At 39.3% G+C, this 12,495-nt stretch carries 15 protein-coding genes and 3 pseudogenes; 15 read left to right on the top strand and 3 right to left on the bottom strand.

Annotated features, from left to right (window positions below; all coding sequences use genetic code 11):
• Positions 1-211: 211 nt before the first annotated feature.
• The 9 genes and pseudogenes from JOC28_RS09250 (at position 212) to JOC28_RS09215 (ending at position 6,190) form a co-directional block, all read left to right on the top strand.
• Positions 212-1,402 carry an acetate kinase gene (locus tag JOC28_RS09250; RefSeq protein WP_205010406.1) on the top strand — a complete coding sequence of 397 codons (1,191 nt, stop codon included), beginning with the start codon at positions 212-214 and terminating at the stop codon, positions 1,400-1,402.
• A 152-nt stretch (positions 1,403-1,554) separates the two neighbouring features.
• Positions 1,555-1,749 (top strand): helix-turn-helix transcriptional regulator, encoded by a 195-nt coding sequence (locus JOC28_RS09245; protein ID WP_205010405.1) that lies wholly within the window; start codon positions 1,555-1,557, stop codon positions 1,747-1,749.
• 89 nt (positions 1,750-1,838) lie between these two features.
• Entirely contained in the window at positions 1,839-2,201 is a 363-nt protein-coding gene (locus JOC28_RS09240) for a hypothetical protein (RefSeq protein WP_205010404.1), read from the top strand.
• A gap of 18 nt (positions 2,202-2,219) precedes the next feature.
• Positions 2,220-2,882, top strand: a complete 663-nt coding sequence (locus JOC28_RS09235) for a CPBP family intramembrane glutamic endopeptidase (RefSeq protein WP_205010403.1) — start codon at positions 2,220-2,222, stop codon at positions 2,880-2,882.
• 82 nt (positions 2,883-2,964) lie between these two features.
• Positions 2,965-3,630, top strand: coding sequence for a CPBP family intramembrane glutamic endopeptidase (locus JOC28_RS09230; protein ID WP_205010402.1), 666 nt, complete (start codon positions 2,965-2,967; stop codon positions 3,628-3,630).
• Between the two features lie 74 nt (positions 3,631-3,704).
• A pseudogene (locus JOC28_RS10980) lies at positions 3,705-4,144 on the top strand (IS3 family transposase); the annotation flags it as partial.
• 47 nt (positions 4,145-4,191) lie between these two features.
• Positions 4,192-4,578: pseudogene (locus JOC28_RS09225) on the top strand (Rgg family transcriptional regulator); the annotation flags it as partial.
• Between the two features lie 70 nt (positions 4,579-4,648).
• Positions 4,649-4,891: a hypothetical protein gene (locus JOC28_RS09220; RefSeq protein ID WP_205010401.1), complete on the top strand. Its 243-nt coding sequence runs from the start codon at positions 4,649-4,651 to the stop codon at positions 4,889-4,891.
• 138 nt (positions 4,892-5,029) lie between these two features.
• A complete protein-coding gene (locus JOC28_RS09215) occupies positions 5,030-6,190 on the top strand; it encodes an MFS transporter (protein WP_239548946.1) in 1,161 nt (386 codons plus the stop codon).
• A 317-nt stretch (positions 6,191-6,507) separates the two neighbouring features.
• On the opposite strand, the gene JOC28_RS09210 is transcribed toward JOC28_RS09215, so the two are convergent.
• The 3 genes from JOC28_RS09210 to pepA all read right to left on the bottom strand — a co-directional run bounded on the left by JOC28_RS09210 (position 6,508) and on the right by pepA (position 9,020).
• On the bottom strand, positions 6,508-7,095 hold the full coding sequence (locus JOC28_RS09210; RefSeq protein ID WP_205010400.1) for a PepSY domain-containing protein: 588 nt from the start codon (positions 7,093-7,095) through the stop codon (positions 6,508-6,510).
• 81 nt (positions 7,096-7,176) lie between these two features.
• Complete coding sequence (gene proC, locus JOC28_RS09205; RefSeq protein ID WP_205010399.1) at positions 7,177-7,947, bottom strand: pyrroline-5-carboxylate reductase; 771 nt, start codon at positions 7,945-7,947, stop codon at positions 7,177-7,179.
• 8 nt (positions 7,948-7,955) lie between these two features.
• Entirely contained in the window at positions 7,956-9,020 is a 1,065-nt protein-coding gene (gene pepA / locus JOC28_RS09200) for a glutamyl aminopeptidase (protein ID WP_205010398.1), read from the bottom strand.
• A gap of 71 nt (positions 9,021-9,091) precedes the next feature.
• Between pepA and JOC28_RS09195 the strand changes: the two genes are divergently transcribed.
• The 6 genes and pseudogenes from JOC28_RS09195 to JOC28_RS09170 all read left to right on the top strand — a co-directional run bounded on the left by JOC28_RS09195 (position 9,092) and on the right by JOC28_RS09170 (position 12,205).
• Positions 9,092-9,379, top strand: coding sequence for a DUF4651 domain-containing protein (locus JOC28_RS09195; RefSeq protein WP_205010397.1), 288 nt, complete (start codon positions 9,092-9,094; stop codon positions 9,377-9,379).
• Positions 9,372-9,689, top strand: a complete 318-nt coding sequence (locus JOC28_RS09190) for a thioredoxin family protein (RefSeq protein WP_205010396.1) — start codon at positions 9,372-9,374, stop codon at positions 9,687-9,689. The genes JOC28_RS09195 and JOC28_RS09190 overlap by 8 nt, the downstream gene beginning before the upstream one ends.
• Before the next feature lie 20 nt (positions 9,690-9,709).
• Positions 9,710-10,336: a YtpR family tRNA-binding protein gene (ytpR, locus tag JOC28_RS09185; RefSeq protein WP_205010395.1), complete on the top strand. Its 627-nt coding sequence runs from the start codon at positions 9,710-9,712 to the stop codon at positions 10,334-10,336.
• Positions 10,337-10,482: 146 nt separating this feature from the next.
• A complete protein-coding gene (locus JOC28_RS09180) occupies positions 10,483-11,514 on the top strand; it encodes a YeeE/YedE family protein (protein ID WP_205010394.1) in 1,032 nt (343 codons plus the stop codon).
• Between the two features lie 12 nt (positions 11,515-11,526).
• Positions 11,527-11,754: a sulfurtransferase TusA family protein gene (locus tag JOC28_RS09175; RefSeq protein ID WP_205010393.1), complete on the top strand. Its 228-nt coding sequence runs from the start codon at positions 11,527-11,529 to the stop codon at positions 11,752-11,754.
• A 55-nt stretch (positions 11,755-11,809) separates the two neighbouring features.
• Positions 11,810-12,205, top strand: a pseudogene (locus tag JOC28_RS09170) (single-stranded DNA-binding protein).
• The last annotated feature ends 290 nt before the right edge of the window (positions 12,206-12,495 follow it).

Here is a 12,495-nt window from a genome sequence, read left to right as displayed (position 1 = left end):
GGGGATAGACTGTTTCAGGTCAGCAACTTAAAAGAAAGACTTGCTGACAAAATCGAATTCCTTCGGAATTACCGATTTTTGTCCCACTCTCTTTTCTATTGCTTAATTAGTTTGATTATCATTAGTATTAACTATCAAATTGATAGTGCAATTATGGGCATTTTTTGGTAAAATAGTTTTATAAAAGAAAACGTTTACAGAGAGGTAGTTTATGTCAAAAACGATTGCAATTAACGCGGGTAGCTCAAGTCTGAAGTGGCAACTTTATGAAATGCCAGAAGAAACTGTTCTTGCAAAGGGACTGATTGAACGTATTGGATTGAAAGATTCTGTTTCAACAGTTAAGTTTGGCGACCAAAAAGAGAGCCAAACACTTGATATCAAGGACCATGTTCAGGCAGTTAAGATTCTTTTAGATGACTTGATAACTTATCAATTGATTGCTTCTTATGATGAGATCACAGGAGTAGGTCACCGTGTGGTTGCAGGGGGAGAAGACTTTAAAACTTCTGTCTTGATTGATGATGTCGTGCTGGCTAAGATTGAAGAGCTGTCAGCTTTAGCACCGCTTCACAATCCAGCCAATGCAGCTGGTATTCGTGCCTTCAAGGAACTCTTGCCAGATATTACCAGCGTAGCTGTATTTGATACAGCCTTCCATACAACGCTCAATGACTATGCCTACTTGTACCCAATTCCACGCAAGTATTACATTGAGCATCAGGTCCGTAAATACGGTGCCCACGGAACAAGCCATCAGTATGTTGCTCAGGAGGCAGCCAAGCTCTTGGGACGTCCTTTGGAGGAGCTCAAACTCATTACGGCTCACATTGGAAATGGTGTCTCAATCACTGCCAACTATCACGGTGAATCAAAAGACACCTCAATGGGCTTCACCCCGCTTGCAGGACCTATGATGGGAACACGTTCTGGTGATATCGATCCAGCTATTATTCCTTATCTGATTGAACATGCTGAGGAGTTTGATGATGCTGCCGCTGTGGTCAATATGCTCAATAAGGAATCAGGTCTGCTAGGTGTATCAGGTATTTCTAGCGATATGCGTGATATTGAGGATGGTTTGCAAAGACAGGATAAGGATGCTGTTCTTGCCTACAATGTCTTTATTGATCGTATCAAGAAGTTTATCGGTCAGTACCTGGCAGTTCTCAACGGTGCGGATGCCCTTGTTTTCACCGCAGGAATGGGAGAAAATGGCTGGCTCATGCGTCGTGATGTTATCGAAGGTCTGACTTGGTTTGGCATGAAACTCGATCCAGAGAAGAATGTTTTTGGTTATACGGGTGAGATTTCAACGCCTGATTCTAAGGTCAAGGTCCTTGTTATTCCAACAGATGAAGAGCTAGTAATCGCTCGTGATGTGGAAAAACTAAAAGCTTAATTTGTTATCAAAATATGATAAGACCAGAAAGGTTGGCTGAGTAATCGGTCAGCTTTTTTGATTTAAAATGTAACATACACTTGATAAAATATGTAAAGGAGACTATACTTTTTGTGTAAAGTTAACTTGACACAAAATGAAAGGAGCTAATCATGGAAACAAGGATTCAAGAGCTGAGAAAAGCTCAGAAAATCAGTCAAGCCGAGCTAGCGGACCAGCTGGGTGTGACTAGACAGACCATTATTTCCTTGGAGAAGGGACGCTATAATGCCTCCTTGGAATTAGCTTATAAGATCGCTAAGTTCTTTAATCGACAAATTGAAGACGTGTTTTTATTTGAGGAGTAGAGGTGTTACTTATGTTTAAGCCAATATCAGAAGAAAAATTTAAAATTGAAACTCTTGTCTGCTTTCTCCTATTTTTGGAGAATATAGGAATGACTTTTTGGGAGTGGCAGTTGATGAGTTGGTCAATCAGTCGCTTGATGATTGCCTGCATTTTCTTGCTTAGTTTTTACTATCTTATCATTTTCGGGCGCAGTCTTTTTGACAAGAAATACTTTAAACATCGTTTCATCATACGAAATGATGAACGTAATCTTTTGATTCAAGATAAGTGTTTCCGCAATGTTGGTTTGATGGCCTTTGCTATTGCAGGAGCAGCCTATGGTTGGATGATGGGAGCAGTTCTTGTTGGTGTAGAGCCCAATGTTCAGCTCTTACCTCTTTCATTGGCTCTCTTCTTACTGGTCTTTGGAACTTATCTCTTATCTTACTGGTTCTTTAGTAAAAAACTATAAGCTGAAAGGAAATCTATCATGAAAATTGTAAGCCGTATCGCTATCTTCTTGGGAATTATTTTTCTAAATCTCTTGCCATCTGTGGTTATGCAAGTCTATCTGACTCTAAATAAGGACCAGGGGCAACTCCTATTGAGTCAACCCCAGTTATTGGTTATTAGTCTTGCCTATATTATAGAGGTCGTGATTTTCATCTATCTGGCTAAAAAGTGGCAACTCTTTGGAAATTGGAAAAGTCTGTCTTGGAAAACCTTGTTTAAATCTGTAGGTTTGGGATTTTTAGCCATTATGCTAGTTAATATCTTGTCTAATATCTTTTTTGCTCTATCTGGCAAGGATACATCTCTTAATCAGTCGGCCTTGATTGACCTCTTTTCTCAGATTCCAAAATGGCTCTTCTTTTTATCAGCAGTTGTCGTGGCTCCTATTACAGAGGAAATCATCTATCGAGGTTATGTTAGTAGAAGACTCTTTGAAAACCGTCCGACTTGGGGGATTATCTTTGGAGCTCTGCTATTTACCCTAGCCCATACACCGACGGACCTTGGAAGTTGGATCAGCTATGGTGGTATGGCGACTATCTTTGGTTTTATCTATTGGAAGACCAATCGCTTGGAGTATAGTTTTGCTCTGCACATGTTTAATAATCTTCTGGCAAGTTTGCTCATGTTACTCGTGTAAATTGTACAAAAGCTCTTGTTCTGTCTAGGACTTCATAGTATGATAGGAGGAGAAACTATTAGAAAAGGAGTTTTATGAAGTTATGGGGAAAAAAGTTTTAGGGATTATTTTAGTTGTATTGGGTCTAGCCCTCTTACACATGGGGGTAATCGTTGGAGGATTCTTCATCGGAAGCAATGTTCTGGCAGAAGTGGGAGCTGGTCTCTATCTCTGGCAGAGTGAGGTTGTTGTTGGACTTGAGGCCTTGGTTTTGCTGCTCTTTCTCATCTATGCTGCCAAGCAGTCTTGGATTGGTTTTAGAGGCTTTTCTTTTGGGAAAATGGCGGTGCTGGTTGTCTTAGGACTGCTTATGGTTCTCGTTTTCGAATGGCTGGCTCTGATTTTTCTCCCAGCTGGAAAAACGACATCAGGGCGTCAAGAAATTTTAGAACTCATGCAATATTTTCCAACAGTGGTCTTAGCCTTTAACTTTATGGTCTACCTACCGATGATGGAGGAGTTTGTATTCAGAGGCTTGCTTATGGATAAGGTTTTTGGTTCCTTCTCTTGGTGGTCAGTCCTTCTATCAGGAATCCTCTACGCTGTCTGCCATACACCAGATAGCCTAGTTGCTTGGATTTTGTATCTGGGTCTAGGTTGGGTTTTCTCAGGCTGCTACGCCTACTCAAGACGCTTGGATTACAACCTAATTTTGCATGTCTTGTATGGAGCTGTTGCCTTTAGCTTGCTCTATATGGGGATGTACTAGAAAGACAAAAGAGATTGGAAAATGAACTGCACCCCGGAAGTTAGATAGAAAAATCTAACTTCCGGGGTTTTATTATGAAATTGATATATGAGAATAGAGTGCAGACCTATGAACTTAGAAAACAATGAAAAAAGCTTAAAGCAACTCTTAAATAAATTTGGGGTACATACTTCTACACTTACATACATGTTTAGTTTGATTGATCGTTATGGGATTGAAATTGTCCAAAAAAGGATTGATAAAGAAAGTTCTACGGGAAGATTGTTCACAAAGAAGTGTATCCCTAGACTATGCTATTCTAAGCAACAGAATACTCTTAAATTGGCTGGCACAATACAAGGAAAATTGTTGAGAAAACAAGGGGAGACTATCTAAAATGGGACGTAAGTCAAAGAAAACGCTTGAAGAGATGATAAAATTAGAATGCCTTAAGTAGAATATGAATATCTGAGAGTGGAGAACGCTGTTCTAAAAAATTGAGAGAACTCTGATTAAGGGAAGAACAAGAGAAAAAGAATAGCAGAAATTGTTTGAAAATTAGTAACAGAGTTGCTTCAGAGATTAGATGTGCTAAAACATGATGTTTTTATGGTTTTAGCTAGAGAAATGTTTAGACGTTCAGACTTCTACAAAGAAATTCCGAATAATAGACGATTGATTTCATCAATGCTGTTAAACGGATACATAACGTGTGTTGAGAGAGGAAAATTTATCGATGCTTTGTATTTTGAAAAGCAATTAAATCAATGCTTTTTCACGGAGACAGAAATTTATGAGCGGTTGGTGTTTCAGTATGCACAATATCTATATCAGTATAAAAAGGAGGGAGTTTCTAAAGCTATCATTGAGATGAAAAAGTGTATTGGAGCAATGAAATTAGTAGAAAGTAACTACCTAGCAAAGATTTATGAAGAGCATTTAGAAAAAATTTTAGCAAGTAAAAAGTAGTACGCAGATATGGGAATAAAATGATTGTCGAAATATATTGATGTACAATATATTTGTTAAGAGGTATATCATGAGTAAAATAATAAAATTTAAGGATTTTGGAATTGAAAATAAAATTCATATTTCATTCCCAATCTTTCTAAACTATTCTTGTAAAAATTGTTGTGGGTTATGTTGTCATGTCAATAATTCTTTATTCTTAACAAAGAAAAATTACTTAGATTTAGGCGCTTACAGTAAAGAAATTCAAGAGAACTTTGTGGTGAAAGATATTTTTGATAATTATCTGTTAAAATGTGGGAAGGAATGTTAATTACCTTGTTAAAAACGGTTATTAATAATTGTAATATTAAAGCAATAGATATTACAGAGTACAATCCTATGATAGCTGATAAAGGTTATTTTTTATTAGAGCAACTAGTAAATGAAATAAGAATCAGTCTAGGAGATTATGATGCTCAACAGTAATGCTAAAATAATTTTTTTAAATCGCTTTTTATCACTGATTATTGAGTATGGTTATGCTATCGCACTAAGTATAATATTTTCAAAAATTTCAGTTGATTATGTTTTGGGATTGTGGCTTGCTAAATTTATGGGTGGTTTACTTGCTAACATCGGTCATACATTTTTAGTGAAGATCACTAATAAGAAATATGTTTTAATTGGCATAGAGCTTCTCAAGGCTTGCTGTCTAGCTCTAATTTACATTTGGATGGAAAGTATCTTTGTCTTTGCTCTTATTGTGTTGACGGAAGTATTAACGACATATTTTAACAGTTTGTTATCATCAGTTATTTCTTTAATTGTTACTAAAGAGAATTTACGACGATTTAATAGTATTTATACGATGATAGGTTCTGCTTCCTACTTTTTAGCTCCCATGATTGTGGGAATTTGGAGTGTTTTAGATTTAGGTGGGTTGTTTTTAATTTATAGTTTGCTAACGGTATTGGCGACTTTAATGTTATTTAGATTAGATGCTCTCATTATTAAAAATGATAATGATATTGAGCCTTTGAATGAAAAACATTTTGGAGTGATAAACAAGAAGACAATCATTATTAATATGGTAGTTATCACTCTTTTACTACAATCAGTAGGAGTGCTTTATGATGCTTATGAAGTCATTTTTCTGACGCAGAATGTTGGAATTTCTAGCCAAGCATACTCCTTCTCCTTATCATTCCTAGCTATTGTTTTTTTGGTAACAAGTGCAATCTTGTCTTTGAAAAAATGGGCAAACTATTCACCTATCAAGGGATATATATTAGGAACCCTAATATATGCAGGATATTTAGTCATTTTTCCTCTAGTTCCAAATTTGTTAGGTGTCCTCATCAGTTATATTTTTTTAGCAATTGGGCAGACTATTTTAGGTATTTCACAAAGTGTCTATCTTCAAGAGCGTATGGAACCTCACGAACTTAATAGCTTATATTTGAAAATGGAAGTTTTTAATGATATTTTGACAGGTTCTATTGTATTTTTCTCAGGTATGCTTGTAAAAATCAGTATTCAAATTAGTTTAATTTATATGATTTATGCTTTTATTATGTTAATTATTGCACTAGGAATTTATTTCACTATGAAGAAGCAAATAGTGAAATAATTAAGCAACGGTTTTGAAGCCGTTGCTTTTTTCATTAGGGAGATAGTCTTGATAAAATGTAGTTTCTAAAAATTTTATCAAGAAATGATCTGTTCCTCATTAAAAAGCAGATGTGGAACCTGTTTTTTGACAGATAAAATCTTGTTTAGGCTCTATACCTTGTCAACTAGGGGCGAACGTCAAGTAATAATTGACATAGCTTTGTTATTACGGATAATAATCTACTGAAATACAATACAAGAACGATAAGAAATTAAAATCAGAGATTCACACTTGATATGAATCTCTGATTTTTTTATAGCTGATAGACTTTTGTTTTAGTCGTTTGCAGTGTCACGAGAGCGTTCGATGATTTCTCCTGTTTGGGCACTGATTTTATAATCGTATTCGACTTGGGCCTTGCTATCGATGAAGTCTACTTCATAGACGGGTACGGTGTCGTCGATTTCGTATTGGACGGTTAGGTTCAGAGTGCCAGACTCATCTAGGCTAACATCTTTGAGGGCAATAGCCTTGGCTTCTTCTGCAGAAATGGCTGCGCTACTTGCGCTTGTATCCGCTGAATTGCTATCACTGCTAGTTGATGAACTTGAGCTTGCTAGGCTATGAGCTTCTTGATCACGTTCTAGAATGTCTCCCGTTGAGGCATTGATAGTGTAGTCGTATTCGGCACTAGCTGTTTGAAAGCTAAAGTTATAGGTTGCGGTCAAGCCTTCACGTTCCTTTTCAAATTGGCTAAAAAGAATATCAGACTCGCTGACACCTGCATTGTCTAAGGCAATCTGCTTAGCTTCCTGAGATGATAGTGTGTAGCCCACAGTATTGTAGGCATAAAAGGCTATACCAGTTAGGAGAACCAGAGTAAGGATGGCTCCAAGAATGATTCCCGTCATTTTCTTTGTCATAAGATTACTCCAATCATTAAAATATACATTTATTATATCTAAACTGCATATAAAATGTTAGGAAAAAGTGTGGCAAATTACTTAGAGTTCCTTGGCTTTTTGGATGGTTGTGTCAATAGCAGAGCTGACAGAATGTGTCAATCCTGTACGCTCCAAGTCCATGAGCCCAGCGATGGTTGTTCCGCCAGGACTACAAATTTTATCAATCAGGTCATGTGGTGAGTCATTTCCAGCCAGCAGATTTTCAGCGCTAGCTAGGACTGTCTGGCTGACAATCTCAAGAGACTGAGCCTTGGTCAAACCGTTTTTAACGCCAGCTTTTGCCATAGCCTCGATGAAGAGGTAGATGTAGGCTGGGCTAGAGCCTGCTAGGGCTGTAAAGGTATCGAAGTCCTTCTCTGCAATCGGAAAGCTGCTGCCGAAACTATCTGTAATACTCTTAGCAGTGGCAAAGAGCTCATCTGAGACCTTGTCGTTAGCGCAGATAGCAGTAGAACTTTTAAGAATCTGCGCATTGAGATTGGGCATGATGCGAATGAGGGGGAGATCTGAGTTCGTTAGACTAGCTAGACGCTCCAAAGTCACACCAGCGGCCATGCTCATCAGAGCTTGTTTGAAGTGGAGGTCGGGCAGCACCTTGTCAAACATCTGGGGTTTGATACCAAGGATGACCAAGTCAGACTGGTCAATCAAATCTTGATGAGAGCTTGCTGCGATCACATTGAGCTGCTCTGCGATTTCTTGAGAACGTGCTGGGGAAGAACCTGAAATGATGATTTTATGATCTTGTCTTTTCAGTCCTTCGATGATAGTGCTAGCCATTTTTCCAACGCCGATAAATCCAATATTCATGAGGTCTCCTAGTAGTTTTTGATCAAGTCAACAGTTGAGCGGTCCAGACGCTTGATGATCGCTTGGAGAAAGGCTTGGGCTTCAAGGAAGTCATCCATAGCGTAGAGGGTTTGGTGGGAGTGGATATAGCGTGCGCAGACTCCGATAGTGGTTGATGGAACACCGCCATTCTTGAGGTGGGCAGCACCTGCGTCGGTTCCTCCTTTGGCAGCATAATACTGGTACTTGATGCCAGCTTCTTCGGCTGTGGTGAGGAGGAAGTCTTTCATGTTTGGCAACATGATGTGCCCTGGATCGTAGAAGCGGATAAGGGTTCCGTCACCGATAGCGCCTTGGTTACCGTAAATATCACCAGCTGGTGAACAGTCAACAGCAAAGAAGAGCTCAGGGTCAAATTTACTTGTTGAGACATGGGCACCACGTAGTCCAACCTCTTCTTGGACATTAGCACCTGCAATCAGGGTGTGTCCGAGTTCTTGGTTTTGGATGTGTTCCAGTAATTCTGTCACCATGAGGACACCGTAGCGGTTATCCCAAGCTTTAGAGATGACATTTTTTTGGTTGGCTGTTAGGATTGTTTCTGATTCAGGGATAATGGTATCACCTGGAAAGACACCAAAGCTGTTAGCCTCTTCCTTGCTGGCAAATCCTGCATCAAAGACAATGTCAGCGACTTGTGGTAGGCTAGCTCCGCCATTTGCCCCGCGAAGAAAATGAGGAGGAACAGAGCCTGAGATGACGGGATAGCTACGACCATCGCGCGTGTGAAGGGTGAAGCGCTGCGAACTCACGACAAGAGGATTCCAGCCGCCAAGTTCAACGACACGGAAGGTTCCGTCAGGCTTGATATCGCTAATCATAAAGCCGACTTCGTCCATGTGGGCAGCAACCATAATCTTAGGAGCATTGGCATCTTGATGCTGGCGAATACCGAAAACACCTCCCAGTCCGTCAGTTTCTACACGGTCAACTAGGGGAGTGATTTTTTGACGAAGGTGGTCACGAACAGGTTGTTCAAAACCTGAGGTCGCTTGGAGTTGCGTAACTTCCTTGATTTTATCGAAAAGTGTCATAGAAAAGTCCTTTCTGAGAATTTACATTATCTACATACTATTCTAGCACGCTTTATGGTAAAATAGAGGTTATGAAACGAAAAAATCTCGTCCTCTTGGCGTCTGGTTTAGCAGGTCTAGGTCTATTGACTTGGAGCAAGGCTCGTAAGGATGCCGAGAAAGCTCTTGAACAAGAGACAATGATGCGTCAGGTGCGCAGCTATTTTTCACAAAAAGGACCTATCCAGGTGGTCTATGTCAATGCCTATGATAAGCTTGATGAGGCGACGACTGGCGGTGTGGTGCTGGAAGATGGCAGACGCTTCGACTTTACCTATTTTGAGGGAGACATCATCTCCAAGGAGGTTGACCATGATTAAAAACCAAAGTTTAGAAGAGTTGGTAAGCTATGTGACTGCAAAGGGGAAGACTGTCTTTCTCTTTACAGCTGACTGGTGTGGCGATTGCCAGTTTATCTACCCTGCCTTACCTGAGATTGAAGCGGAGAATCCTGACTTCACTTTTGTTCAGGTAGATCGCGATCAGCATATGGAATTGGCTCAGCAGTGGGATATTTTTGGAATTCCGAGTTTGGTCGTGATTGAGGACGGAAAAGAGATTGGGCGTTTGGTCAATAAGCTGCGCAAGACCAAAGAAGAAATTAACGCCTTTTTAGCAAGTTTGACATAAAAGAATAAAGGATTTGAAGAATGATTTTTGCATACAATAAAGAGCATGTCGGAGATGTCTTGTTGGTCATCTTCCAAGATACTAAGGATGTTAAACGTTCAGTTGAACGTAAGGGAAAAATTGGTCGTGTTTACCTTGATGAAACAGGTGAAACACTGGCTTGGAATATTTTTGACGTCTCAACTCTTATTGATATTGAGGGACAAGGACAGGTCTTTTTGACTGATGAGCAGCTTGCTGTCTTGAACGCTGAGCTTGCTAAGGAAGGATTCGACCAAGTTCTTGAAAATGACAACAGCCCTAAATTTGTCGTGGCTGAGATTGTTGAAATGGTTGACCACCCAGATAGCGACCACCTACACATTTGCCAAGTCGAGATCAATGACGGTCAACGTGTTCAAATCGTCTGTGGTGCACCGAATGCAGCCCAAGGTCTTAAGACCGTAGCAGCTCTTCCAGGTGCCATGATGCCAAGCGGCAGCCTTATTTTCCCAGGAAAACTCCGTGGAGAAGATTCGTTTGGAATGCTTTGTTCAGCGCGTGAGCTTGAACTGCCAAATGCTCCACAGGTCCGTGGAATCATTGAACTCTCTGACGATGTTGTCGTTGGCGAACGCTTTGATGCTAGCAAGCACTGGACAGCTTAAGTGATATGAAAGGAAAATCCAAGAAGTTCTTGGATTTTTTGTTTATAATTATTTTTTATGGCCTGAGATAAAAAATAGTAATTATGCAAGTTATCTCTAAAATGTTAACCTAATCTTATAAAAAATATATTTTAGGGAGGTTGGATATGCTTGTAACAATTTTATCAGGTGGCTTAGTTGGAATTGTATTCGGATTTGTTTTACAAAGAACACGTTTTTGTATGACAGGTGGATTTAGGGATATGTATATTGCCAAAAATTATACATTATTCAATGCGTTTATAATAGCTATCACAGTTGAAAGTATAGGTGTCATATCACTGTGGAAACTTGGCTATATTAGTAATCCTTATGAAGAATATTCAGTTTTAGGAACCTTACTTGGATCCTATTTGTTTGGAATTGGTATTGTTCTAGCTGGGGGTTGTGCAACAGGAACTTGGTACAGGGCAGGAGAGGGACTGATAGGGAGTTGGGTAGCTCTAATTTTTTACATGTTGAGTGCGGCGAGTATGAAATATGGCGCTCTAAAAGGTCTTAACCAGTTGTTAACTCAAAATTGGGTTATCAATGATAATCTTCCTAAAAGTTTAGGTATATCTGTTTGGTATTTTGTTGCTCTCTTAACTATTATTTCTATTCTGATAGTCTTAAAAGAACTAAAATCTCCTAAGACAGAGATTGCTAAACTTCCTCCAAGATACTCTGGATTGCGTTATTTGCTTTTTGAGAGAACTTATCACAAGTATTGGGCAGGATTTACCATAGGTATTATTGCCTTAATTGCATGGCCAGCTAGTGAGTTTACCGGTCGAGTTGGAGGTTTGGGGATCACAACTCCATCAGCAAATTTGATTACCTATATAACAACAGGTGATGCTCGATTATTAAATTGGGGAGTTTATCTAGTTTTAGGTATATTCCTTGGTTCTTTTATTGCAGCTAAAGGTGCAGGTGAGTTCAGATGGCGTATTCCAGATGTACCAACATTATTGAAAAGTAGCATTGGAGGACTATTGATGGGTGTAGGTGCCTCTTGGGCAGGAGGATGTACAATTGGTAATGGTTTGACAGCTACTGCTGTTATTTCTAGTAAAGGTTGGATAGCCCTACCAGTAACAATACTTGGTGTTTGGACTGCTTCTTACTTTATCTTTGTAAGACCGTCTCAAAAATAAAAGGAGAACTATATGGTACTTGTAAAACTTGAAACTGGAGGACAGGTTTGTCCTTTTCCTCTAATTGATGCAAAAAAGAAAATAGCAGAGTTGAATGTGGGTGACGAATTATTAATAGCCTTTGACTGCACTCAGGCAACTGAAAGTATTCCTAACTGGGCTGCAGAAAATCACTATCCTGTAACCCGATTTGAGCAGGTTGGTGCGGCCTCTTGGGAAATAGTTGTTCAAAAGAAATAATTTTTTCTTATTTTCCTCTCCCACTTGCGAATAATATAGATGAGGAGGTAAGTAAATGTACAATAAAGTTATTTTAATTGGACGTTTGACGGCGACGCCTGAGATGGTGACGACAGCTAACGCCAAATCTGTCACGCGCGTGACCATAGCGGTCAATCGTAGGTTTAAATCGCAGAGCGGTGAACGCGAAGCTGATTTTGTTAATGTTGTGGTTTGGGGACGCCTGGCTGAAACCTTAGCGTCCTATGGTAGCAAGGGCAGCCTCATTTCTCTTGATGGTGAGTTGCGTACGCGTCACTATGAAAAGGATGGTCAGAAGCACTATGTGACAGAAGTTCTAGCCTAGTCCTTCCAGTTGCTGGAGAGTCGTGCCCAGCGTGCCATGCGTGAAAATACCGTCTCAGCTGATTTGGCTGACCTGGTCCTTGAGGAAGAGGAACTTCCATTCTAAAGCTCATTTTTTTATTCTAATTTAGTATTTCAGAAATTTCATATTCCAAAATTTTACATCACTATCAAATTTCATATCTCTTAGTTTATATATTATTACACTTCATAATCCTTTAGTTTTTAAAATATTTAAGACAATTCATAAACCTTATTCCTAGTACTTTATAATATTCATTGATTCCATAATAATAAGAATCTGGCTCTTTGTCAACTGTAGTGGGTTGACTAAATAATTAAGCACGAGAGAGAATCAAATTGGTTCTCTCTTTTGTTGCGTTCAAAGCGAGAAGA

The sequence above is a fragment of the Streptococcus loxodontisalivarius genome (genome assembly GCF_016908645.1).
In the GTDB taxonomy this organism is placed as follows: domain Bacteria; phylum Bacillota; class Bacilli; order Lactobacillales; family Streptococcaceae; genus Streptococcus; species Streptococcus loxodontisalivarius.
This window is presented reverse-complemented; position numbering and strand designations above follow the sequence as displayed.